Annotated in this window: 29 protein-coding genes; 12 read left to right on the top strand and 17 right to left on the bottom strand. The window is 45.8% G+C overall.

Features of this window, described 5'->3' with window-relative positions; translation table 11 throughout:
- Positions 1-160: 160 nt before the first annotated feature.
- A complete protein-coding gene (locus ICN39_RS09230) occupies positions 161-1,003 on the bottom strand; it encodes a peptidyl-prolyl cis-trans isomerase (protein ID WP_255532425.1) in 843 nt (280 codons plus the stop codon).
- 84 nt (positions 1,004-1,087) lie between these two features.
- On the opposite strand from ICN39_RS09230, the gene ICN39_RS09225 reads away from it, so the two are divergent.
- Entirely contained in the window at positions 1,088-1,708 is a 621-nt protein-coding gene (locus tag ICN39_RS09225; RefSeq protein WP_216233737.1) for an SOS response-associated peptidase, read from the top strand.
- Here the strand turns inward: ICN39_RS09225 and ICN39_RS09220 are convergent.
- The 4 genes from ICN39_RS09220 to ICN39_RS09205 form a co-directional block, all read right to left on the bottom strand.
- On the bottom strand, positions 1,705-2,031 hold the full coding sequence (locus tag ICN39_RS09220) for a hypothetical protein (RefSeq protein WP_255532424.1): 327 nt from the start codon (positions 2,029-2,031) through the stop codon (positions 1,705-1,707). The two genes, ICN39_RS09225 and ICN39_RS09220, sit on opposite strands and share 4 nt — an antisense overlap.
- A gap of 30 nt (positions 2,032-2,061) precedes the next feature.
- Positions 2,062-2,667, bottom strand: coding sequence for a protein-methionine-sulfoxide reductase heme-binding subunit MsrQ (gene msrQ / locus ICN39_RS09215; protein WP_216233736.1), 606 nt, complete (start codon positions 2,665-2,667; stop codon positions 2,062-2,064).
- A gap of 82 nt (positions 2,668-2,749) precedes the next feature.
- On the bottom strand, positions 2,750-4,981 hold the full coding sequence (locus ICN39_RS09210) for a molybdopterin cofactor-binding domain-containing protein (protein WP_216233735.1): 2,232 nt from the start codon (positions 4,979-4,981) through the stop codon (positions 2,750-2,752).
- A 10-nt stretch (positions 4,982-4,991) separates the two neighbouring features.
- The gene (locus tag ICN39_RS09205) at positions 4,992-5,489 is read right to left on the bottom strand and encodes a (2Fe-2S)-binding protein (protein ID WP_216233734.1); all 498 of its coding nucleotides are present in this window, start codon (positions 5,487-5,489) and stop codon (positions 4,992-4,994) included.
- A gap of 142 nt (positions 5,490-5,631) precedes the next feature.
- Between ICN39_RS09205 and ICN39_RS09200 the strand changes: the two genes are divergently transcribed.
- Positions 5,632-5,847 carry a hypothetical protein gene (locus ICN39_RS09200; RefSeq protein WP_068322043.1) on the top strand — a complete coding sequence of 72 codons (216 nt, stop codon included), beginning with the start codon at positions 5,632-5,634 and terminating at the stop codon, positions 5,845-5,847.
- Here the strand turns inward: ICN39_RS09200 and ICN39_RS09195 are convergent, their stop codons facing one another.
- Positions 5,848-6,162 (bottom strand): 4a-hydroxytetrahydrobiopterin dehydratase, encoded by a 315-nt coding sequence (locus ICN39_RS09195; RefSeq protein ID WP_370623722.1) that lies wholly within the window; start codon positions 6,160-6,162, stop codon positions 5,848-5,850.
- The gene (locus ICN39_RS09190; RefSeq protein WP_216157559.1) at positions 6,149-6,874 is read right to left on the bottom strand and encodes a pseudouridine synthase; all 726 of its coding nucleotides are present in this window, start codon (positions 6,872-6,874) and stop codon (positions 6,149-6,151) included. Before ICN39_RS09190 ends, ICN39_RS09195 begins: the two co-directional genes overlap by 14 nt.
- Positions 6,875-6,976: 102 nt before the next feature.
- Between ICN39_RS09190 and ICN39_RS09185 the strand changes: the two genes are divergently transcribed.
- On the top strand, positions 6,977-7,510 hold the full coding sequence (locus ICN39_RS09185; RefSeq protein ID WP_216157562.1) for a DUF2889 domain-containing protein: 534 nt from the start codon (positions 6,977-6,979) through the stop codon (positions 7,508-7,510).
- 3 nt (positions 7,511-7,513) lie between these two features.
- Here ICN39_RS09185 and ICN39_RS09180 read toward each other — a convergent pair whose 3' ends face one another.
- Positions 7,514-8,284 (bottom strand): SDR family oxidoreductase, encoded by a 771-nt coding sequence (locus tag ICN39_RS09180; RefSeq protein ID WP_072583164.1) that lies wholly within the window; start codon positions 8,282-8,284, stop codon positions 7,514-7,516.
- Positions 8,285-8,340: 56 nt separating this feature from the next.
- On the opposite strand from ICN39_RS09180, the gene ICN39_RS09175 reads away from it, so the two are divergent.
- Complete coding sequence (locus ICN39_RS09175; protein ID WP_255532421.1) at positions 8,341-9,138, top strand: hypothetical protein; 798 nt, start codon at positions 8,341-8,343, stop codon at positions 9,136-9,138.
- Between the two features lie 18 nt (positions 9,139-9,156).
- On the opposite strand, the gene ICN39_RS09170 is transcribed toward ICN39_RS09175, so the two are convergent.
- From ICN39_RS09170 to ICN39_RS09150, 5 genes are all read right to left on the bottom strand, one after another.
- Positions 9,157-10,080 (bottom strand): MBL fold metallo-hydrolase, encoded by a 924-nt coding sequence (locus ICN39_RS09170; RefSeq protein ID WP_370623721.1) that lies wholly within the window; start codon positions 10,078-10,080, stop codon positions 9,157-9,159.
- A gap of 18 nt (positions 10,081-10,098) precedes the next feature.
- Positions 10,099-10,659: a lipocalin family protein gene (locus ICN39_RS09165; RefSeq protein ID WP_216233733.1), complete on the bottom strand. Its 561-nt coding sequence runs from the start codon at positions 10,657-10,659 to the stop codon at positions 10,099-10,101.
- A 2-nt stretch (positions 10,660-10,661) separates the two neighbouring features.
- Complete coding sequence (msrP, locus tag ICN39_RS09160) at positions 10,662-11,624, bottom strand: protein-methionine-sulfoxide reductase catalytic subunit MsrP (protein ID WP_216233732.1); 963 nt, start codon at positions 11,622-11,624, stop codon at positions 10,662-10,664.
- Positions 11,625-11,681: 57 nt separating this feature from the next.
- Complete coding sequence (locus tag ICN39_RS09155; protein ID WP_216233731.1) at positions 11,682-12,089, bottom strand: BLUF domain-containing protein; 408 nt, start codon at positions 12,087-12,089, stop codon at positions 11,682-11,684.
- A gap of 102 nt (positions 12,090-12,191) precedes the next feature.
- Entirely contained in the window at positions 12,192-14,426 is a 2,235-nt protein-coding gene (locus ICN39_RS09150; protein ID WP_216233730.1) for an NADP-dependent isocitrate dehydrogenase, read from the bottom strand.
- 236 nt (positions 14,427-14,662) lie between these two features.
- Here ICN39_RS09150 and ICN39_RS09145 point away from each other — a divergent pair, with 236 nt between their 5' ends.
- The gene (locus ICN39_RS09145; RefSeq protein WP_216233729.1) at positions 14,663-15,859 is read left to right on the top strand and encodes an MFS transporter; all 1,197 of its coding nucleotides are present in this window, start codon (positions 14,663-14,665) and stop codon (positions 15,857-15,859) included.
- On the opposite strand, the gene ICN39_RS09140 is transcribed toward ICN39_RS09145, so the two are convergent.
- A complete protein-coding gene (locus ICN39_RS09140; RefSeq protein WP_216233728.1) occupies positions 15,856-16,872 on the bottom strand; it encodes a DUF6352 family protein in 1,017 nt (338 codons plus the stop codon). The two genes, ICN39_RS09145 and ICN39_RS09140, sit on opposite strands and share 4 nt — an antisense overlap.
- An 87-nt stretch (positions 16,873-16,959) precedes the next feature.
- Between ICN39_RS09140 and ICN39_RS09135 the strand changes: the two genes are divergently transcribed.
- Positions 16,960-17,307: an FKBP-type peptidyl-prolyl cis-trans isomerase gene (locus ICN39_RS09135; RefSeq protein ID WP_216233727.1), complete on the top strand. Its 348-nt coding sequence runs from the start codon at positions 16,960-16,962 to the stop codon at positions 17,305-17,307.
- Between the two features lie 80 nt (positions 17,308-17,387).
- Here the strand turns inward: ICN39_RS09135 and ICN39_RS09130 are convergent, their stop codons facing one another.
- The gene (locus tag ICN39_RS09130) at positions 17,388-18,380 is read right to left on the bottom strand and encodes a transglycosylase SLT domain-containing protein (protein ID WP_216233726.1); all 993 of its coding nucleotides are present in this window, start codon (positions 18,378-18,380) and stop codon (positions 17,388-17,390) included.
- A gap of 507 nt (positions 18,381-18,887) precedes the next feature.
- Here ICN39_RS09130 and ICN39_RS09125 point away from each other — a divergent pair.
- Positions 18,888-19,910, top strand: coding sequence for a DNA/RNA non-specific endonuclease (locus ICN39_RS09125; protein ID WP_216233725.1), 1,023 nt, complete (start codon positions 18,888-18,890; stop codon positions 19,908-19,910).
- On the opposite strand, the gene ICN39_RS09120 is transcribed toward ICN39_RS09125, so the two are convergent.
- Positions 19,902-20,144: a DUF3820 family protein gene (locus ICN39_RS09120; protein ID WP_215359302.1), complete on the bottom strand. Its 243-nt coding sequence runs from the start codon at positions 20,142-20,144 to the stop codon at positions 19,902-19,904. The genes ICN39_RS09125 and ICN39_RS09120 overlap by 9 nt on opposite strands.
- Before the next feature lie 152 nt (positions 20,145-20,296).
- Here ICN39_RS09120 and ICN39_RS09115 point away from each other — a divergent pair, with 152 nt between their 5' ends.
- Genes ICN39_RS09115 through ICN39_RS09095 form a run of 5 tightly spaced genes read left to right on the top strand, consistent with a single transcriptional unit; the run spans position 20,297 to position 23,240 of the window.
- Entirely contained in the window at positions 20,297-21,211 is a 915-nt protein-coding gene (locus ICN39_RS09115; RefSeq protein WP_216233724.1) for a DUF6662 family protein, read from the top strand.
- A 12-nt stretch (positions 21,212-21,223) separates the two neighbouring features.
- The gene (locus tag ICN39_RS09110) at positions 21,224-21,403 is read left to right on the top strand and encodes a hypothetical protein (RefSeq protein WP_216233723.1); all 180 of its coding nucleotides are present in this window, start codon (positions 21,224-21,226) and stop codon (positions 21,401-21,403) included.
- A 30-nt stretch (positions 21,404-21,433) separates the two neighbouring features.
- On the top strand, positions 21,434-21,994 hold the full coding sequence (locus tag ICN39_RS09105; RefSeq protein ID WP_216233722.1) for an FMN-binding protein: 561 nt from the start codon (positions 21,434-21,436) through the stop codon (positions 21,992-21,994).
- The gene (locus ICN39_RS09100; protein ID WP_216233721.1) at positions 21,994-22,815 is read left to right on the top strand and encodes an FAD:protein FMN transferase; all 822 of its coding nucleotides are present in this window, start codon (positions 21,994-21,996) and stop codon (positions 22,813-22,815) included. The genes ICN39_RS09105 and ICN39_RS09100 overlap by 1 nt, the downstream gene beginning before the upstream one ends.
- Positions 22,812-23,240 (top strand): hypothetical protein, encoded by a 429-nt coding sequence (locus ICN39_RS09095; protein WP_216233720.1) that lies wholly within the window; start codon positions 22,812-22,814, stop codon positions 23,238-23,240. Before ICN39_RS09100 ends, ICN39_RS09095 begins: the two co-directional genes overlap by 4 nt.
- Here ICN39_RS09095 and ICN39_RS09090 read toward each other — a convergent pair.
- Positions 23,224-23,742 (bottom strand): DUF6803 family protein, encoded by a 519-nt coding sequence (locus ICN39_RS09090; RefSeq protein WP_216233719.1) that lies wholly within the window; start codon positions 23,740-23,742, stop codon positions 23,224-23,226. The two genes, ICN39_RS09095 and ICN39_RS09090, sit on opposite strands and share 17 nt — an antisense overlap.
- Positions 23,743-23,751: the final 9 nt, after the last annotated feature.

The following is a 23,751-nucleotide window of genomic DNA, read 5'->3' as shown; positions in this document are numbered from 1 at the left end:
CGGTAAATCCTTCTTTACCTGACAGATAGTGATGAATGACTTCTAGCTTAAAGTCTTTGCTGTATTTGGACATGAGACTGACCCTTTTGAGTTGGATTGGATGTCCAACTTTTGTGGGTCAGTTCATAGGAGTCCTTTTTCACAGGAAAGCATTGCTCTTTCACTGAACGACAATCTTTGCATCTTTTGCAATCTGGCCCAAGAACTCATATTGCTTTCTTTGCGTCATGCCGGCGCGAATAGCCGCCTTAGCTTGCTCGAATGCTGGTGGCTTGCTCGATTTTTTATCTTCTAACTTGATTAAATACCAACCTTGCTGCATCTGAATTGGCGCTGGAGAAACCTGGCCTTTAGAAAGAGTCATCAACACAGAAGCCAATTGTGGTGCTACTTGACCAGGCTGAATCCAACCTACAGCACCGCCCTGCACCTTATTTGGCGCTAATGAAACGCTCTTTGCAACCTTATCAAATGGCTCACCTTTTTTAATACGCGCTAATGCTGCTTGAGCATCAGCCTCAGTGGCGACAGCGATATCGCTCACTTTGTATTCATTAATCATCCCTTGAGGACCTAAGGAAGCAATCTCTTTGTTGTATTCAGCCTGAACATCAGCATCAGCAATTGGATTTTTAGCCATATATGTAGACAACTCAAGATCTGCTAAATAATTTTGGCGAATCATCATCAGCTGTGTATTGGCTTTTTCTGAATTTGCTAAACCATCTTTCTCTGCTTGCTGTGAAAGCAAGAGCACTTCAATATACTTCTCAATCACGACTTTGCGTAACTCTGGAGAATCTTTTTGCCCCTGAGAAAGGGCAACCTTAATTCCCTGCTCCACCATGTCATTGGTAATGATGGTTCCATTAACAGAAGCTGCGGCATTAATGGGTAATCCGCTCTGTTGCGCATAAGTGCCGCTAACAAGCGCGCTCGTCAATACACCTGCGGCAATCAAGCGCACTAACATTGGATTGAATACAGAGGAAAAAGGTTTCATAAGGGAGATATCTTTCTAAAATTTAGCCTCAATAGTACCAGTAGGCATGGGTCAAACCTGAATAAGCCACAGTAAAATGTACCTATGTGCGTTCAATATCTCACTACCGTAAATGTTGATTGGGTAAAAACCCACTTTGACCTCGATTTACCGACATCAACCGCTCACGATGTATTTCCGACCTACCCAGGCCCCATCATCCTCAAAAGTCACAATACCGACCGTACCGCGATTGGCTTGGCACGCTTTGGCTTATTGCCATCCTGGGCCAAAGAAGAAACCTTCGGCAGAAAAACCTATAACGCCAGAGTTGAAACGGTAGCCGAAAAGCCTTCTTATAAATTCGCCTGGACTAAGCGGCATTTCGCCTTAGCCTTGGCGGACGCTTTTTATGAGCCTTGTTATGAATCTGGTAAACCAGTCCGAACTGCTATCAAGCAAGCTAATCACGAACCGATGGCCATTGCCTCTATCTGGGACACCTGGACTGAATCGGAAACTGGTGAACTGATCGTTTCATTTTCTATGCTCACAATTGATGCCAGCAATCACCCAGTGATGCAGCGTATGCATAAACCCGAAGATGAGAAACGTACCGTAGTGCCCTTGCGACCTGAACTCTTTGATGCATGGCTCAACGCCACAACAGAGGAAGCGCAAGCGCTATTGCAAATAGACTCTATTCCTGAGCTAACGCTAGCCTAGAAAGTAATAACAGGCTTTGTTGCTTGATAAGGATCGGCTGATTGTGTTTCGATTGCCTCAGCCTCCTCTTCACCCTGTGGTTGTTTATAAAGTTTCGCATCCAATGCGCGCTCTTTAGCAATACGAGCATCTTCTGCTCTTGGATCTACCGGGCCAAACGGCCCTTCAACCGGAGACAAGGACTGCCTATTGAACTCCTGAACCTGCCCAGGAGTATATGGGGAATAAGTCGTTGACCCAGGGGGCAAGGGAGGGGTTTGAGAACAGGCCAAAACACCCATCAACAACAGGATTGAGCTTAACCTCGAGAAGAATGTATTCATGGGACTCATTGTATGGCAGCAGTCATTACTTCATCTAAGCAACTTACTTCGGCAACTCTGGAGAATATTTCTGACTGCTGGGATACGACTCATCAGTAATAGAAAAATAACTGCCGCATAAATCGAGACTGTTCCTAAATCATTTTTACCCGCCTTATGCCACCAATAGTGAACTATCGCAGTACATGCGATCAAGTACACCAGCTTATGCAATAAAGTCCAACGCTTGCCCAATTGGCGCACAGCCCACTGATTCGATGTCAACGCTAAGGGCACTAGCAATACCAAAGTCAGAAAGCCCATCGTAATAAAAGGGCGCTTTACAACATCGCTCCACATTGACCGAATATCTAAGTTCTGGTCCAACCAGAACCATATCGAAAAGTGGATGCAAGCATAGAAGAAACAAAAGAGCCCCAACATGCGGCGTAACTTGATCCAAGCAGTCAAACCTGTGATTAAGCGTAACGGAGTCATCGCCAGCGTAATACATAAAAAGACCAGCGCCCAAGTACCGGTAGAGCGGGTAATGAATTCGATTGGATTGGCACCCAAACCTTCGTGATCGCCAAGCCAAACTAAGCGAGCTAAGGGCAGCAAAGAAAGCAAGAAGACCGATGTCTTAATCAAATTCATAAGCCATATTAAACGACCCCATTGATTCAGAATCAATGGGGTCGTTTAATTAATTGCAATACGATTAAAACTTAAGCTAAAACTAAGCCAAACTCAGACCTTCCTTGCTCAGCGGGAAGTTTCGAACCGGTCTACCAATCGCAGCAGAAATGGCATTCGCAACGGCGGGGCCAACTACGCAGATCGTTGGCTCACCCACTCCACCCCAAAAATCAAAACTCGGCACTAAAACTGTTTCAATTCTTGGTGTGGCCGATAACTTCAATATTGGGTAGGTATCCAGATTCTGCTGTTTGATGCGGCCTTTTTCTACCGAGATCTCTGGTAAGAAGATTGCGCCCAATGCCATCGCCACAGAACCTTCAATTTGCTCTCGAGTTAAGTAGGGGTTAACGACATGCCCAGAATTTAAGGCAAATACCAAGCGCGTAACCTTCACTACATTATTCTGTACAGTCACTTCAGCAACGCAAGCAGAGTAGCTGGCATAGCCCATAAACTGAGCAACGCCACGATAGGTTCCTGCTGGTAAAGGCTTATCCCAATCCGCCTTCTTCGCAGCAGCATTGAGCACTCCCAAATGCTTTGGATGACTTTGCATAAGCGCCTGCCTAAATTTCACAGGATCCTTACCTGCCGCCTTAGCGCACTCATCCATAAAACATTCCATGAAGATGCCGTTTTGGTTGGTGTTTACGCCACGCCATGGGCCAACTGGCACATGGGTATTCTTCATTACATACTCTGTTAAGAGTGTCGGGAAAGTATAGCCAAGCTGCGCATCAGGACCCTTCTCATAGAAGCCCTGGAGCTGACGCTCATCTTTTCCATTTTTGATGGCCTGTGGCGCCAATGTGGCATTAATCGATTGACCGGCAACTTTAATATGCATGCCTGTCAAATTGCCAGAACTATCTACCCCAGCAGTCATTTTTGCCATCGCTATCGGATGGTAGTAATCATGAGTCATATCCTCTTCTCGACTCCAAATTACTTTGACCGGCACCCCTGGAAACTTTTGCGCCACTTTGGCGGCAAAGGTTGTGAAGTCTTGTGTAGATCCACGACGACCCAAGCCACAACCAGAATCCAATTTATATACTTCGCAATTCGCGAGCGGTAATCCAGTAGCTTCAGATAAAGCTGCATGCGAACCTTCGCCATTTTGAGTTGGCACCCATGCTTCTGCACGGTCACCCGTGATTTTGACGGTGGCATTCATAGGCTCCATCGTGACGTGTGCACGATAAGGCGTGTAATAGATGGCTTCTACTTTCTTAGCAGCACTATTGATGGCGGCAGGTGCATCACCTTCCTTACGCTGCCAAAAGTCACCCTCTTCATCCAAACCATCGCGCAACATCTTATTAATGCCATCTTGTGAGACGTTGGCAGCCTTACCCTCGTCCCAAACAATGGGCATTGCATTGAGTGCTGTATTCGCATGCCACCAGGTATCAGCTACCACCGCTACAGTACTGTCATCAATCTTGACAACACCCTTCACACCGCGCATTTCTTTAATTTTGGCTTCGTCATAACTCACTAATTTGCCGCCAAAGACAGGGCAAGCTTTTACAGAAGCGCAGAGCATGCCTGGAAGCTGTAAATCAACACCATATACTTTTGATCCATTAACCTTATTGGCAGTATCTAAACGCGCATAAGGTTGTCCAGCAATCTTCCAATCCCTAGGGTCCCTCAAGGTGATCGACTTGGGATCAGGCGGAGTTAAGGTAGATGCCAGCTCGGCCACTTTGCCATAGGTCGTTTTTCGACCTGTTGCTTTATGTGTGATCACACCCTTATCTACAGTCAACTCTGCAACGGGCACATTCCATTGATTGGCAGCTGCCTGCATCAACATGATGCGAGCTGCTGCTGCGCCACGGCGCACATAATCTTCAGAGATTCGAATGCCACGGCTACCACCAGTACCGTGCTCACCCCACACGCGCTTGCGCGCCAAACTTTGTCCTGGCGTAGCTGACTGAGTTTTAACCTTTTTCCAATTGCACTCGAGCTCCTCAGCAACCAATTGAGCCAGCCCCGTACGAGTGCCCTGCCCCATCTCTGATCGAGCAATTCTGATGTAGACAGTATCGTCTGGCTTAATGCTGACCCAAGCATTGACTTCAGCATCACCTGCTTGAGTTGGCGTATTCGGGTCATATTTCGCGCTAGCCTGAGCGAATGCGGCATCGGGTAAAGCGCCTATCCCCAGCATAAGCCCACCACCCAGCATGGTGCCCTTGATGATGAAATCACGACGAGAAGAATTTTCTAAATCAGGAGTTTGTTTTTGTGTTGTCATGTTCTTCTCCTTAACCACGTGTCGCAGGAGTGGCGTTGTACTGCGCTAAAACATCCGCCAACTTCTTTTGACCGGAGGCAACATGAATTCCATCCCGAATTTTTTGGTACGTTCCACAACGACATAAATTACCCATTGCATTATCGATGTCTGTATCCGTAGGCTTTGGATTCCTCTTTAAAAGAGCGGCTGCTGCCATGATTTGGCCTGATTGGCAATAACCGCACTGAGGCACATCGAGTGCAACCCATGCTTGCTGTACTGGATGCGTATTGTTTTTAGAGAGTGCTTCAATGGTGGTAATTTTGGCTTTACCAACGGCAGATACTGGAATTGAACAAGAACGTACTGGCTCACCATTGAGGTAGACAGTACAGGCTCCGCATTGCGCAACTCCACAGCCATACTTCGTACCAGTGAGTCCTACCACTTCCCGAATAGCCCACAATAAGGGCATATTTGGCTCTACATCAATACTCTGCACCTGACCATTAATGTCTAATTGCATGTTGTCTCCTATGGTTTTGTTTTCAAAAGACTATAAATCATTCTGAACTTTTTGCGCTCGCACATAAATGTCTCGGTCTAGGGCAAAACCCTATCGAATTAGGCTGTAATTTGCTATCCTGAAAGCTCAATTAAGGATAAATATGACTGAAGAGAACCAAACCCAGAATGACGAAGATTTTGACTATGGGTGCGAGTGTGCAATGACCTTGCTCAACGAGCCAACCGAAGACCGTCTGAACGACTTAATTGATGAACTAGATGAAGATGGCATGATCTCCACCGAAGTAGTCTATGGCTTGCTAGCTACCATCCTCATGAGCATGAATGAGGAAGAGCACGAAGGCGACGAACACTAATCAGTGTTGATTTACTTGGGAAGCAAAGGCATCCATTGCCTTTGCCAACTGAATATCTAGTTTAGTTAAAGCGCCGACTGAGTGCGTACTCAATTCCACAGTCACTTTATTCCAAGTATTTGACCAATCTGGATGATGGTCAATTTCTTCCGCATACTGCGCACAGAGCGTCATAAATTCAAAAGCTTTTTTGAAGTCTACAAAAGTAAACCCCCTCGATATCTTTTTGCCACAGGCCTGCAAAGACCACAACGGAATTTCTTTTTTCAAATCGATGCCATCAACCAACACAGAATCTCCTTTAAACAGCAACACTTTGCGAGAGCTGCTTTAAGTCTTCTGGATAGAGCCAGCGCCATTCACCTTCTGCCAAATCTGTAGGCATTCGGTATGCCCCAATTTCAGTACGGTGCAATTTGGCGACATGATTTCCAACAGCTGCCATCATACGCTTTACCTGGTGATAGCGCCCTTCAACTATCGTCATTGCTAGGACATGTTCAGATACTTGCTTGCATGCTGTGGCATAGCAAGGTTTTGGGTCATCATCAAGCACAACGCCACTCATCAAATGATCAATTTGTTTTTGCGTAATCGGCTCTGGTGTTGTGATTTCATAGACCTTACCAATATTTTTCTTTGGGGTCGTCATCTTATGAATAAACTGACCATCATCCGAGATCAAGAGCAATCCGGTGGTGTCATAATCCAGGCGCCCAACGCATTGGAGTCCCCGCTCAACAAAAGGACTAGGTAGCAAGCTATAAACACTGGGATGGTGTGTCGTTTTATGCGAGCACTCGTAATTCGCTGGCTTATTAAAAGCAAGATAAGCTTTCTCGTGATACTCCCAGTCTTTACCCTCTACGTTCAGCATCAGATTGTCGGTGGCAATTCTTTCTTCCGGGTCATCAGCCAACGCGCCGTTCACTTTAACTAGGTCGGCATATACCAAATCACTGCAATAGCGACGGGTACCAAAGCCTTGGCTAAAAAGAATTTTTTCTAGGGAAATAGGTTTTGCCATATGCTGCAGAGCATACTACAGAGCAGGCCCCCATTGAGTTGAGCATTCATATGCTGCAATTCATTATCATTAGATAACCCTCAATTAAATAGTCCCATCACCATGCTATCCACCCCAAAACCACGCTCCCTATTACATACCCGAGAAATTACTTTTCAGGGTTATGCAAGGGAAGATGGTTTATGGGATATCGAGGGTCATCTCAAAGATTTCAAGACAAACCCTTTTCAAACAAGTGCAAAAACCTGGCAGCCGGGCGAAGCCTTTCATGATATGTGGGTACGAGTCACGCTTGATAAAGAGTTTGTCATCAAAGGGATTGAAGCAGTCATGGATGGGCAACCCCATGCAGAATGCACAGCAGCTATTCCGCCGATGGATTCCCTCATTGGAGAGCGGCTAGGTAAGGGCTGGCGAAAAACGATTGATAACCACCTTGGTGGAATTAAAGGCTGCACGCATTTGCGCGAACTTCTCTTCAACCTTGCCACCGCAGCTTATCAATCCATTCCAGGGGCATTCTTTGATCCGAATGGCGATAAGCCACCGCTTTACTTGGGCACCTGCAAGTCATGGGACTTTGATGGCCCCGTAGTCATGCGCGTGTACCCCAAGTTTTATCACTGGAAGCCTTAGACCTTATAAGGCGCCTCGATGCAAGGTTGTGCCAGCAAATGATTGCTGAACCGGCATCACTTCAAGGGCATTGATATTCATATGCGCAGGTAAAGTAGCAGTCCAATAAATTGCTTCCGCAATATCATCCGCACTTAAGGCGTGAACACCTTCATAGACTTTATCTGCTTTTTCATCATCACCCTTAAAGCGAACATTCGAATACTCGGTACCCGAACTTAAGCCTGGTTCAACACAGGTGACGCGCAAGGGCGTTCCCAATAAGTCAGCGCGCAAATTTAAACTAAATTGCTTAACAAATGCTTTCGTAGAACCATATACATTACTGCCGGGGTAGGGATACAGACCTGCTACCGATCCTATATTAATAACGTGACCGCATTTACGCTCAACCATTCCAGGTAAAAAGGCCCTAGTCATGTGAACTAAACCTTTAATATTGGTATCAATCATTTGATCCCAATCGGAAATCTTTGCTTGGTAAGCTGGCTCAAGACCTAAAGCAAGACCGGCGTTGTTAACTAAAACAGTCACTTTAGAAAACTCTGCCGGCAAAGTACTGGCCAGAGTGTCTACATGAGTGCTGTCACAAACATCCAGTACCAAGGTGTGAAGTTTTTTCTGCTGCTCAGCAGGTAAGGAGCTCTTTAGGGCCTCTAAACGATCCAACCTCCTGCCAACCGCAACCACTTTGTGACCATGAGCTAAAAAGCGTCGGGCAGTTGCCTCTCCAAATCCTGCGGTAGCGCCAGTAACCAATACAGTGTGTTCCATGCTTCCTCTTTAAATCTTTAGTAAATAGTGTTTTGTAATTTAATATTAATGCCTATATGGTATTCCTGCGTGCGCTCACTTTTTCATTGCTATGCATTCCTGCCGCTCTAGCGTGCGCAACGGAGCAACCCTCTCCCACACCTATTTTAGGGCTCGTTAATGCATCTCAAGAAAGATCTCAAGATCACATTCTAGAGTTTTGGGGCTATCATGCCGCCCAGGGTGCCGATAACTATGCTGACACGCTTAAATTACGCTATTACAACCCCTTAAATCTTGGTAGCTGGCATGGAACCATGAGATTGGACACTGCTTATACGGCCGCCTATGGACCAACACTTGCCGCACAATCCACCGGCACCTACTCACCCAACAATGCAATGCTCACAATTTGGGGTGGTCAAGCCGATTGGTTTGCAAATATTGGGGCCAGAATATTAGCCCCACTCGGTAGCACAGGCCAGTGGCTAGCAGGACCTCAGGTGAGCACCTCCTTTAGGCCTGCAGGTAGCAGCCAAAATATCCTTGCGGATATTTCACCTCTCGCCAGATACATGATGGGCTTTAATCGCAAGGCACCCACAGCCTCCGGTTTACCCCCCGTAGATAATCACCTCGAGCTTTATCCAACGGTCGGCCTCAATCTGACCTCCAGCACTCAGCTCCGCTTCTGGGATGAAAATGGCGCCGTTTATAACTCGGCAGGTGGCGGCTGGTTTGTACCAATCGATGCTATGGTGACTCAGCGCATTAATAAAAATCTTTTAATCGCCATCGGTGGAGCCAAGCAAGTTGTGCAGACTTATCAACTTTACAACTGGACCGTATACGGAAAAATTTCACTTAGCTTTTAAGCCAAGCGATAAAAAAGATCAGCCAAGATCAACCAAGATCTCATTCTCTAGTTTTGCTGCGCCTGATTTCACCAAAGCTTTTGGTAGCCACTGCGTAAATTCATCCATACTCATATTGAGTTGTCTTGCTGCGCTAATTAATGCTGGCGTATGCGCAATCCATGCATTCACTTGCGCAAGATCACGACTGCGCCACTCTAAGAGACGATATTTCAGCAACACTTTAGCGCCGTGGCGTGCATTGCGATCTGGATCAGAGGCTAAGTAATCCAATCTTGATCTTGCTGTGGCAAGAGATTTGGAAACATCTACAAAAGGTGCGCCATGCCCAGGAATCACCAGGTTCACTGGCAGAGTCTCAATCAGATCCAGGGTTTGCGCCACCTCCTCAAAACCTGACTCACCCCAGAGCTCAGGGAAAATTACCCCAAAGCCCTCTTCCCATAGGGCATCAGCCGAAATCAAGATGCAATGATCTGGCTGGTACAACATGACAGAATGTGGATCATGCCCTGGCGCTGTCAATATCCTCCAAATATATCTTCCTAACAATATTTCTTCGCCCGGAACTAATACGCCGTGATGGGGAAACTGAGGGCACTCCTGACCGAGGTTGTCGTAACTTAATAAAGCGCTATCCCAGTTTTTAACCGCCATTGCTTCTGCAGCTGGAATATATACCTCGCAATGAAAAGCCTCTACCAAAGCCGCATTGCCACCACAGTGATCCGAATGTAGATGGGTATTGACCATCTTATTTAATTTCAATAGGTGATGCTTTTGTAAAGCGCTCTGAACTAAGGTGATAGTCAGGTCTTGGTGAGCGCAATATCCAGAATCCACCAAGGAGACATCATGTTCACCAAAGTGAAAAATATTATTAGCGGACAGCCAGCCTCTTTCAAAGACTTCAATCCCTGGGGGCAGCAAATGCATAGTCATAGCTTGGTTACTTTGTGCTTACTTGGCGCTTGCTTGTGGTGTTAACTCTAACTTACGTACATCAAACTGTTGTGCCTGTATGCGCACCAAGGTGTCTTCATAGACTTTTTTATCTAACTGCGGGGTTCTGGACAGAATCCAAAGATATTCACGGCGAGGGTCACTCACGACAGCCACTTGATACTGAGCATCCAGGTCAATCACCCAATAATCACCCCATACCAAAGGTATGAAGGCCAACCATGCGGGTGCAAATCGCACTTCAAGCTTGGGAGAGTCTTTTGCCCCAATCTGCCTTGCTGTGCCCTCAGCCTCTGAAACATCACTTTCAGCAGTTTTGCAGCTATTTAATACTTTTAGCGTGCCATCAGTCCTAGCCGAATAGACCGCTTTGGTATTACTAATGCACTTCTTCTGAAACCAATTAGGATATTTGGCAATCTCATACCAAGTACCTAAATAACGCTGCACATCTAGAGATGGAATCGTCTTTACCGGTACATCGCTTCCCTGCCCATACGCAGAAAAGTTAAACAAAAAAATGCAGGTACTAAAAAATACTGAATAAATTTTGTTCATTACTAATAGTACTTCTTCAGATCCATACCCGTGTACATACTGGCTACTTGGTCACCATAGCCATTAAACATTTGGGTTTTAATCTTTGGCGCAAACATTCCTTTGGGATCGCCAATACGACGCTCAACTGCCTGACTCCAACGTGGGTGATCCACCTGAGGATTCACATTGGAATAGAAGCCATACTCACGTGCATCAAACTGATTCCAACTGGTCTTAGGCATCTCTTCAGTAAAACGAATTTTGACAATGGACTTGGCACTCTTAAAGCCATACTTCCAGGGAACCACTATGCGGACTGGGGCGCCATTTTGCTTGGGCAAGACCTCACCATATAGACCAAAAGTCAGCAACGTTAGTGGATTCATGGCCTCATCCATGCGCAGACCCTCACGATAAGGCCAATCAATAATATTGCTCTTCACTCCCGGCATTTGCTTTCGATCAGCCAAGGAAATAAATTCCACATACTTTGCAGATCCCAGTGGCTCTACTTTATTAATAAGTTTAGAGAGTGAATAACCATCCCAAGGAATGACCATAGACCAACCCTCAACGCAACGCATCCGATAAATTCGCTCCTCCATGGGAGCCAGCTTCAGGAGCGCATCGATATCCAGCGTCATTGGCTTTTTGACCAAGCCCTCGATTGAGATAGTCCATGGCCTTGTCTGTAAAGTATCTGCATACGCTGCTGGGTCCGCCTTATCGGTGCCAAACTCATAAAAATTGTTGTAACTGGTGACGTACTTCAGGGCCGTCAAATCCTCTTTATTTGCGTATGCGGGATTGAGCGTAGCGGCTAGCTTTTCTGGGTTAGCAGCAAGCGCGTCCCTGGAGAACCAGGGCGCCAGGGCCATGCCAAAACCCCCAGCAGCCGCAGTCTTAATAATATTGCGGCGGTTTTCAAATACAGCTTTTGGAGTGATATCACTCGTAAGAATGGTCTTATCAGTAAAACGCATGTTGCGCCCTCCCGGGGATGGAATAAACCTATTTTGCTACCGATGGCAATTTTTTGCTTAAGAGAGGCTCGCGCGCATTTTGTTCATTAACGCCAGGCTATGCTTATCCATACCCCCAACCATATCAGCTAGCTCTGGATAGTCTCGGGTGAGGGTCTCCCCACCATAAAAGCGTAACAACCAATCTGGAAAGCTACGTTCAGTAATTTCAGCAATTTCTAAAAGCTCAACACGATGATGGCGTCTGTCTTCCTGAATGCGTTTCCAAACCTTCATGACACTAGCGCGCTCGCCCTCTATGATTTGACCAAACTGCTGGTTGTCATAAAAGAGAATGCCCGTAACACCATTTTTTTGATTAAATACTCGCGCGGACTCGAGCAATCGCATTAAGCCAAGAAAAGACATATCCGAGATAGCTTCACTCAGATAACTCAATTCAACCAGGTCTTTTGGTTTAGACATAACTTAAAAAATAGGTGGGGCAAATAAAAAAGGCAAACTCGAAAGTTTGCCTTTTAATGCTAAACCTAATCTAAAAAATTAGGTACTTATCGCTTACACCTATTACGCGTTGGCCGCCTTTAAAGCTGCATTCAATGTAGCGCTAGGACGCATTACTGCTTCAAACTTCTCCGAATCAGGCATGAAGTAACCGCCAATATCCGCTGGCTTACCTTGAACTGCCTTGAGTTCATCCGCAATCTTTTGCTCATTCTCAATCAAAGATTTTGCCAAAGGAGCGAAGTGCGCTTGCAATTCTTTATCTTCTGTTTGAGCAGCCAATGCTTCAGCCCAGTACATAGCAAGGTAGAACTGGCTGCCACGGTTATCTAACTCACCAGTGCGCGGTGAAGGCGATTTATTGTTATCTAGCAACTTACCAGTTGCTTCATCCAAAGTGCGGGCCAAGATTTTCACCTTATTGTTGCCAGTCTTATCACCGATATCCTCAAGAGATACAGCTAAAGCCATGAACTCACCAAGTGAATCCCAACGGAGGTGGTTTTCTTCTACCAACTGTTGAACGTGCTTAGGGGCTGAACCACCAGCGCCCGTTTCGAACAGGCCGCCGCCAGCCATCAAAGGCACGATGGATAACATCTTTGCGCTTGTACCTAATTCCATAATTGGGAATAAGTCAGTGAGATAGTCACGCAAAATATTACCGGTCACAGAAATAGTGTCCTTGCCACGAATCACACGCTCCAAGGTGTAACGCATTGCTCGTGTCTGGGACATGATTTGAATATCTACACCCTTCAGATCGTAGTCCTTGAGGTAGGTATGCACCTTCTTAATTAATTCAGCTTCGTGCGGACGGTACTCGTCGAGCCAGAATACTGCTGGGGTGTTGGAGAGGCGCGCGCGATTCACGGCCAACTTCACCCAATCACGAATTGGCGCATCTTTAACCTGACACATACGCCAGATATCGCCCTCTTCCACATGTTGCTCAAGCAATACGGTGCCATCATCAGCAACGATACGGGCTACACCCGCTTCAGGAATCTCAAAAGTCTTGTCGTGTGAACCATACTCTTCAGCCTGTTGAGCCATCAGACCGACGTTAGGTACTGTACCCATTGTCGTTGGATCAAAGTTACCGTGTGTCTTACAGAAATTAATCATTTCTTGATAGATTCGGGCAAAGGTGCTTTCAGGAATGACTGCCTTCGTGTCATGCAAACGACCATCAGCACCCCACATTTTTCCGCCAGCACGAATCATTGCTGGCATGGAAGCATCCACGATCACATCGCTTGGAGAATGGAGGTTGGTAATACCCTTAGCAGAGTCCACCATCGCCAATGCTGGACGATGCTCGTGGCAGGCATGCAAATCTTGAATGATTTCTTCGCGCTTAGATTCTGGCAAAGTTTGAATCTTTTCGTACAGGCTACTCATACCATTATTGGCATTCACACCCAACTCTTCAAATAGCTTAGAGTGTTTTGCAAAAGCATCCTTGTAGAAAATCTTTACTGCGTGACCAAACACGATTGGATGAGAAACTTTCATCATGGTTGCCTTGACGTGCAAGGACAACATCATGCCGGTCTTATAAGCGTCTTCGATTTCTTTTTCATAAAAATCACAAAGGGCTTTTTTACTCATATACATGCTGTCGATAATTTCGCCAGCCAATAAAGAGACTTTTGGTTTAAGAACGATAGTCTTACCGCTCTTGGTTACCAAGTCCATCTTCACGTCGCAAGCCTTAGTCAACGTCATAGACTTCTCACCAGCGTAAAAATCGCCGCCATGCATATGAGAAACGTGAGTACGAGATGCCTGACTCCACTCCCCCATCGAGTGTGGATTCTTACGAGCGTAACGCTTCACAGCAGGAGGAGCGCGGCGATCAGAGTTACCCTCGCGCAATACAGGATTTACTGAACTACCTAGGCATTTGGAATAACGAGTGCGAATGGATTTTTCTTCATCCGTTTTTGGATCTTCAGGAAAATCAGGAATCTTGTAACCTTTGTTTTGCAACTCTTTAATGGCTGCGAGTAGCTGAGGTACGGAAGCACTAATATTTGGCAACTTAATGATGTTGGTATCAGGCAATAAAGTCATTTTGCCTAACTCAGCCAAGTTATTGGGAACTTGCTGCTCAGGGGTCAGGCATTCAGGAAACTCAGCCAAGATACGAGCAGCAACTGAAATATCACTCGTCACGATCTCCACGCCAGCAGGAGCTGCAAAAGTACGAATAATTGGCAGAAATGCGCGAGTGGCCAAAAGTGGCGCCTCATCTGTCAGCGTATAAATAATCTTTGATTTCTCTGAAGCCATGAATGTTTCCTCAATATTGAAAAAATTACAGAGTCAGGTTTTTACCCTGTCGCCCTCAAATCCACATTTTGCAAGTCGCTTTTAGCGCATCTTTTGCCAATGAGGCGAGATTTCCATTTTAAATCATCGGACCTAGCAAAAATGGTGGTTTTGCACCTTAAAGCGCCTGATAAAGGGCAATTTAAGGGAATCCCCCGAGACAACTTCCACTGCAAATTCACCGTACACTGCAAGCCATGACCAGCAAACATCCTTTACTTAACAAAAACCTGGTGCTGCTGATCATTTGTCAGGGGCTATTCCTCACCAATAACGTCACTTTTATCGCCATCAATGGGCTAGTAGGGCTTAGCTTGGCACCAGCCAGCTGGATGGCCACCCTACCCGTCATGGGCTATGTTGTCGGGGGCGCCTTTTCCACCTCCATTGTGGCCAAATCTCAAAACTACTTTGGGCGCAGAGTCTCTTTCCAGCTAGGCTTGCTAGTAGCAATGCTCTCAGCACTTCTATGCGCGTACGCCGCCATTACAAGAAACTTTTGGCTTTTAGTCTTGGGGACCTTTATTGCAGGTTATTACAGCGCCAATGGGCAGCTCTACCGCTTTGCTGCAGCAGAACTGACAGACCAGAGTCAACGCGATAAGGCGATCTCTTGGGTGCTTGCTGGTGGCATTCTTGGTGCAGTCATTGGACCCAATCTAGCCTCCTGGACGCGAGATCTATTTGATACCGCCTTTCTGGGGGCATATCTCACTCTATCCATTGCCGGGTTCATTGGCATCTTCGTGATGCAGTTCATTCGCTTTCCACAAGAACTCAAGGCGCAGCATGCACTTACTGATGGACGCCCTTTAAAAGTCATCCTCCAGCAACCCGTCTTTATGGTTGCCATCATTGGTGCAGCATTAGGGTATGGGGTTATGAATCTACTCATGGCCGCCACACCTTTAGCGATGCAAATATGTGGATTACCATTCTCGGACACCGCTTTAGTTCTGGAGTGGCATGTGATTGGCATGTTTGCTCCCGGATTTTTTACAGGCTCACTCATCCAACGATTTGGGGTATTGAAAGTGATGGGGACCGGGGTGTTTCTGAACTTCATCTGCATTGCAATCGCACTGACTGGAACCGATCTCCATCAATTCTTTATCGCCTTATTTTTGCTCGGCGTTGGCTGGAACTTTTTATTTACTGGCGCTACTTCTTTAGCAATGACTGCATATCAACCCAATGAGCGTGACAAAGCACAGGCTGCCATTAACTTCTGTGTTTTCGGAACTATGGCCTTCACTTCCTTTGGATCGGGTGCCCTAGTCACTTCACATGGTTGGAGCATCCTGAACTGGGGATCCCTCATCCCCGTTGTAGTGAGCGGTCTGGCGATTTTCTGGCTTGCTGAGCAGCGTAGAAAATCGCGAGTGCAGGCTTAAGAAGTTTTTGCTAGCGGCAGGTTAAACAATAGGTTTTGAGGCTTTAACTTCAGCTGCTGCTGGTCGTTCATGGCAATGGCCATATATACCGGCTTACCAGCCTGCGCCTTAGCAACAGCAGCCTCATCAATAAAGTCTAGGCGAAATAAACAAATCACTTTCTGCAACTCATCTGCCTCAACCAATTCTTTGTTGTAAAGCTTATTAAGTATTTCTGTAGCGGCTGCATCTAAGCCGACATGCCATGACCACTTAGGATCAGTAATTTGCTGCATCGGCGTAATGCGTACGCCAATACCTAGAAAATGTTTTATCCATTTCTCCAAGACGCGACAAAAATGATTAATGGGCTCATGCCCAAAATTTAACTGAACCGCCAAATCAAAATCTTCGTTTCGCGTCCAGTAGATGTCGGCATTGTCTTCGTGCAGAACATCCAGATCGGCTGAACGCATTGTCATTGACTTACCTTTAAGTAAATCCATGATGTTGCCGGTATCACTAGCCTGGGCATTACGAGCAACTACCTCATCATCTGCGCCCATCACAATGCCATCATCAATAATGGTAATCTTTTGAGTTCTGAAAAAAAGCTCACCCATTCGCGCTTCTAATGGATGCGCATCCTTACCAAGAATATGTCTTATGAAAATCTGGGCAAGCTGAGCAATAAATAATGGCGGCACGTCTACTCCCTCACCCTTAAATAAACTCATATAAAAATTCTCTAGGGAGCTTGCCGCCAATAAACGCTTCCGATAACGCAGCCAAACACGATAGTTCTCCTGAATATCCTCATCAGCCATCGCCGAGATTTCATCATCAGCGAGTTCTGTGCGAGGGTTTTCAGTCAGACGCTGATGCAGCGAGCGCTCGATAGGACAGGATTCAGGAACCAGCTTGAGCTCCGGCCTCTGCATATAAGTACGCAAAAAGTCGTCTGTCACCAACAACTGATCATCGGAACTAATTGTCAGGGTGCTATATGCAGAATTTGGCCAATAATTTGTCATACATTTTTGCTAAAGCATTATTACCGAAAGAATTTACAGAGCTCAGAATATACTAGCCAATCAATTTGTGTGAAATAGGAAAACATCATGAGTGAACTCAAAAAAATCGATACCGTTGTAGGCGAAGGCAAAGAAGCTACAAAAGGCAATCATGTGGACGTGCATTACACCGGCTGGCTCTATGATGAAAAAGCGGCTGACCACAAAGGTCAAAAGTTTGACAGTTCTTTAGATCGTGGCCAGCTCTTTAGCTTCCCTCTGGGCGCTGGACATGTCATCAAGGGCTGGGATGAAGGCGTGGCTGGCATGAAAATTGGTGGCAAACGCACCCTGATCATTCCCTCTGAGATGGGCTATGGCCCTCGCGGTGCAGGCGGCGTCATTCCTCCAAATGCTACCCTCATATTTGATGTTGAGCTCCACGGCGTTAACTAAGCCATCAGCAAAAGGCAGCAAAACAAAAGCCACCCTCGGGTGGCTTTTTATAGTCTTCTGTCCATTCAAGAGCTGAAAACTTAAGAGCGTAGATCCTTGCCGTTCAGTGTCAAGCGATTAGATGAACGGTTTTGACACAAACCAATCAGGCGATTTCTTTCAGCCATCACTTTGTCCGCATAGCCGCCATCATCCTCAGCATTCGCAGCACCAACGTAATACTTCAGGCCATTACGCAATGAACCAGCCGTGGCAATCAGGTATTTCAAAATATAGGCGCCAACACGGATATTGACTTCAGGCTTAGCAGCCTCAGAAGTTCCGCCAAAGATTGCATACTTATCCTTGTGTACCGAGGTCATTACCTGCATGAGACCTTCAGCACCAGCATGACTCTTGGTGTTTGGGTTGAAGTTAGATTCCACTGAAATCACTGCCAACAAAAGTACCGGGTCGATGTTGACCTCTTTTGCAATCAAGATCGTATTTGAAACGTACTCTTCAATCTTGGCGCGGTCGAGACTGTATTTCTTCTCAAAGAAGTCAGCCACAGCACGTTGATTCTGAATCGAGCCCATTAAGTTGCTATCCAAAGCCTGGGGATCAATCTTGGACGTTGGAATGCGATCAGACAGATGAGAAATTGACTTCACCTGCATTTGCGCCACAGAAGGCATCAACAAAGCTACAGTCTGCTGCTTGGCGCTAGTTAAACCAGATGCAATAGGAGTTTTTGACTTGCTATAGATCACCGCCGCGATCTCGGTATCAGCGGTTTGAGCAGCCGCTGCTGCATTGGACTCTTTGTATTGATTGAGCATCCCAAAACCGTTGCTCCAAACCAGATGGCGCGCTTCTTCAGGAACCAGAATACGAGCCAGATCAAAAGGGCCGGCATTGGTACCGTTGCCTGAAAGCCAAAGCCCAACCACCATAAATACAGTTAAGACAAGTAAGCCATTTATGACTCGATAGGCAGGAGCCATGGCGTGCGCTAGCAGCTCTTTAGCAGTCAAAACACTTGACTGCGCATTCTTCATATCGCTCAAATTGTTAGCTAAACATTTACTCATTCATTGTTTGCAAGACCTCAAAAAACTAGATTACCGTTTTATGCTGCATTGCAATATCTTAAAAACATGGGTCATCCTAAGAAGTTTCTTATATCAAGTCAAGAATAAAGAACTAAAAATCAATAACTTATTGATCTAGGAATCCGGGAGATCCCGTATATAGATCTCCGAAAGCATATATAAGTTAATAAAATCAATAGCTTATACAAGTTAGGGAGCGCTAATTTCACTCTATAAAAAATTGCCTTAAAGAGGACTTTTTTGTGTTTTTGGCCAAAAATTCAGCCACCAAAACCATATATTTAGTGCTTTGACTCCTGCAATTTTCTAGGGATAGTAGCAAGATACTACTTATTACAATTCGCCATTTCAATAGCACTCTTTAAGAAAAAATGCATTTTGATAGGCAGAAAGTTATCAAGAGAGCCCTGATTCTTATTAGCTCTGGAGCTAGCTCAAGATAAAAAGATGGGTGCTCGGAAAGCGAAGCTCATACACTAAGAACCCATGAAATTCCTTCGTCACCTTCTTGCCCTTATAGCGGTTTCAGCCTCATTAAATGCACTGGCGGCTTTTGAGGAATGCAAAGATCTGTTTCCGGCTCAGCAAATACCAATGAGTCCGCAAATGGGGCGCGACCTTTGCTTTGATAGTTTTGCCATCTACTACTCCCCCAAGGATAAGAAGCCAATCTATGCCGTTGAGAAGCTCAATCGAGAGCAGCTCTCCGCCCCACACCCTCGGAGAAGCAATCAGTTTTATGAAGAAGCCAGGCTACCCTTCTCTGAACGAGCCTTGCTCTCGGATTACCGTGGCAGCGGCTATGACCGTGGTCATAACGCCCCAGCCGGTGACATGAGTAATGAACGCTCAATGGCTCAGTCTTTCTCATTGGCCAATATGATGCCCCAGGCAAGGCAAAACAATCAGGGTATCTGGGCCAAGAATGTCGAGGAGCCGACTAGAGCTTATGTCAAAAGATCTGTTGGCGATATTTACGTATACACAGGCTCCATTGGTAATAGCGGCAGTATTGGCAGAGGTCGCGTAACGATTCCGAGTCATTTATACAAGTTGGTATACGACTCCAATAAAAATATTGCTTGGGCATATTGGATTGAAAACACCAATGAAGCAAGTATGACTCCACCCATCTCCTATCAAGAGTTGGTGCAAAAGACGGGAATTGACTTTCATTTACCCGTAGGTGAAGGCAATACGGCAAGTAATGCATCAGCGGAAACCCATGACATCAAGAGGCAAAAGACTCTGGTAGGTGGTTGGTATCCCATTTTTTTTGACGATTACTCCCAAAATAAACTCAATGATGTCGTTAACAACATCAAGTCAGGCAAGGTGGCGAGCATTCAAATTCAATATGACCGCAATGAAAATCTTGCAAAGCAGATCGCCTCTCACATTGAGTCTCAGACCAATTTAAAAATCAGCCCAGTTCAAAGCAGCCCACCAGAATCGTCAACAGTGACTTACGAACGAAATCGCGTTACGCTGATTGTTCGCTCAAAGTAATTTAGATTTTGCTTGTAGGCCGTGTGCCCGCTGGATTGGCGCCAAGAGTCCACGCAAACCATTGTGGTCTAAGGTGTGCATTAACTCCAATAACTCACCAAGCTCACCTTTAGGAAAACCTTCGCGAGCAAACCACGCCAAATAATTCCCCGGCAAGTCAGCCAATGCGCGCCCTGCATGCTTACCAAAAGGCATCTTCATCAAAACCAGTTTTTCCAGGGACTCAGCATTCATTTGGGGAAATCTTACAAGCAAAAAAGAATAGGCCTATAGATTCCGCCACTTCTTGGGTAATGGTTATTTTATTTAGTTGAGAATCATTCTCATCTAATGCTATATTGAGAACCATTCTCATTTAGATTAATAACCACCAACCTCAAGGGACCATGAAATTGACCATTAATAGACTTCTTGCCTTTAGCCTCTTCTTAGTTGCCACACTTCACTTTTCTTTGGCCCATGCAGGCGAGGGAGTGTTTGGCTGGATTTACACCTTAGATTTGCAGCCCAAAGGCAAGCTGGAATTTGAGCAGCGTCTGCAGCTCAATCAGCAGCAAGCCGCAGGAACGTACGATGCATTGACTGCGAGGACTGAACTGGAATATGGCTTAACTAACGACTTGCAAGTGGCCGGCTATATCAACTCTTACTACACTAGTGCAAATCAAAATTACACCAATCCAGAAGCATGCGGAGATACACCAACCTGTACAGGGGGTTATGGCGTCCCTTCTTCGCACGATCCATCTACAGCTTATAAGAAAAGTGGTATTGAAGGTGGTTCATTAGAGGCGATTTATCGCATCACAAATCCAGTAACTTCACCTGTGGGCGTAGGGCTTTATTTAGAGCCGACATGGGGAAGAAATAAAGATGAGCTCGAAGCGAGACTTTTACTGCAATCGAACTTTATTGATGACCGATTGATATTGGCAGGCAACGTTGTAGCCGCGAATGAGCGCTTAAAGTTTATTGAAAATGGCAATGTTCCTGAATCGATGCTCGATTTCCTGGTGGGCGCTAGTTATCGCTTTGCTCCCAAATGGTCGGCAGGTGTAGAGGCTCGCTTTCACAATGATTATTCAGAGTTGAATTTACGCAATCAAGTTCAAAGAGCTACTTTTGTAGGCCCCAATATGCATTACGCAGCCAAAGACTGGTGGGTTACTGGTGCCTGGCGCTATCAACTTGCAGGCGGCACTTGCATGGGTGGCGGAGAAGCTGAATGCTCAAATGCTCGCGTCTGGGATAGCCACTCAGTAAATGAATTCATAGTCAAAGTTGGCTTCCCGCTCAATTAACCGAAAGTATTTATGGAAATTCAGAACCTATTAGTTGCAGCTTTAACTCACTTAGTGAAGTTTCAATCCACCCAATGTCAAACTGCCAAGGAAAGAGCGCTGATGATGTTTGAAAAATTATCTACCCTCGAAGATATCAACCCAGAAATTCAAGCGCTTTGTAATGAGGTAAATGATTTACTCGCAGCCTAAGTATTCATTCATTGCCCCCCTAACTAGCCCATGAACTGGAAACCCAACCCATTAGCAATCCTTGGTTTGGCCATGATGAGTGCGCCCATCATGGCCCATGCAAAAATTTATGTTTCTGCAGAGCAAGCACAGAAAATTCTTTTTCCCAACAAAACACTGACGAAGAATCCCATCATCATTACAGATGATCTTCAGGAAAAGATGCGTATAGCCTCTAGCATTCGCTACCCTTTTCAGGGGGAGCGTATCTGGAAGGCAGCTGACGGCTCCTGGTTTGTTGTTGACGAAGTCATTGGCAAACATGAAATGATTACTTATGCCGTTGCCATTCACTCAAATGGCAGCATCGCTGGCATCGAAGTTTTGGAATATGTTGAGTCTTATGGCTATGAAGTAGCAGAAGCAGAATGGCGTAAACAGTTTGTCGGCAAGACTGCAAGCGACCCAATTAAGCTCAATCAAGATATTCAGAATATTGGTGGCGCAACGCTTTCCTGCAAGCATCTCACTGATGGGGTGAAGCGGTTAACGGTTTTATATGACCTGGCCCTGAAGAGCCCTCATTCAAAACCAAGCCCTGAAAAGCAATAATGTTTCGCTGCAAACCGCTTCTTGGAACCTTTGTAGAGATCTCTATAGATCAAGACGATGGTCAAGCTGCAATAGATCATGCTTTTGAGACTATTCAGATGGTCCAAAATCTCATGGGATTCCACGACCCTAAAAGTGAACTAAGCCAAATTAATCAATGCGCCCACTTAGCAGCAGTAGAAATTCATCCATGGACTGCGCAAGTCATCCGCATTGCGAAAGAGGTTCACCTTGAGTCTGATGGCTTATTCAATTGTGGCATTGGTCATCGCCTGGTTGCTGCGGGATTATTACCGCGTCACATCACTTTCTCTAATCATGAGCTTGGTGGCGTTGAAGATATGCACTTCTTGGCGCCCGACTTGATTCAGTCTTCCCGTCCAGTCTGCCTGGATCTGGGCGGAATCGCGAAGGGGTTTGCAGTAGATATGGCGGTTAGAGTCTTAATATCTGAGGGCATCACATCTGGCTCAGTAAATGCTGGTGGTGACCTACGGGTTTTTGGGAATACGTCCCTCCCAATTCAACTTCGCCACCCTGAGACCCCTGAGGAGTTAATTGAAATCGGCTCTTTGAAAGATGGGGCTATAGCCACAAGCAGTCTTTACTTTGCAAAAAGAGATCGTCAGAAGAGTCACATCATTAATCCTTTGGCTCAGAATTTATCGGAGGTTCATGTGGAAATTTCTGGATCTTTCTCCATCCTTGCAAAAGAGTGTGTTTATGCAGATGCACTCACGAAGGTTCTAGCTTTATCCAATAATGAGTATCACCCTTGCTTTAGCCGTTTCTCAGCACAAGCCCTGAGGATTGCCGCATGAGTCGCCTTGGGAAGATGCCAGGCTGGCAAAGAACGTTTGTCATCTGCAGCATGATGACTTGTTCTATCACTGGTCTTATGTATCTTCTGGGCCATCAATTTCTGATACAAAAATCTACCCTTGGTACCTACAGCGTTCTCGCTGCCCACGGCGTTGCTGCACTGCTGGCCACCTTAGCGCTTGGCTCAGTGTTACCTTTTCACATCAAAGCGGGCTATAAGTCGAAAAAACAGTTATGGAGCGGATTCAGTCAGCTAGGCTTTCTTGCTGCGCTGCTGGTTTCTGGCGCTCTACTCTATTACGGCCCCGAGGAGATACGAGATGGCGTAATAGAAACCCACTGGGTAGTGGGCCTCCTATTTTTTGCTATTTTTATATTGCATGCATTTACCAAACTTCGTAGCGCAATTAATGTGGATGTGTAACCGGCATCGGCGCGTCGGTTGCATGAGTGCTAGCTTGGTAGCCAAGCAAGCCCGGATCAAGCATGCCACTAATCATTGCAACGTGTCCAAAAACCAAGAAGAGCGCTACACAGATTGCATGAATCTTGAGCTTGCCCTCTTGGTTTAGGCTCCTATTAACAAAACCTAATTCTTGCAGAGCGATCCATATCAATGGTAGACCTCCAATTAAATAAGACCCAACCGCTACTACGTCAATCACCGTTCTCCACTCACCCGCTTGCGTAATTGGAATAACGGCAGTAAAGACGAGATACCCAATCACACCAATGAAGTAAATACCAACTGCAGCACCAGATATGCGGTTAATGCGCCAAACAAGGCCATGAAATTTTCTGGTAAATAAAATATAGAATTCGGTAATCGCCAAAGTTTCGGCAAGCACAATTGGAATAGCCATAAAAATCATAAGATTCCATGGCTGATTGTCTGCTAATAGCTGCATGTAGTGGGTCATATTCATACGTAGATT

It is taken from the genome of Polynucleobacter sp. AP-Reno-20A-A9 (genome assembly GCF_018882085.1).
Lineage (GTDB): Bacteria > Pseudomonadota > Gammaproteobacteria > Burkholderiales > Burkholderiaceae > Polynucleobacter.
Note: the sequence above shows the minus strand (reverse complement) of the source record. Positions and strands in the feature narration are given on the sequence as shown.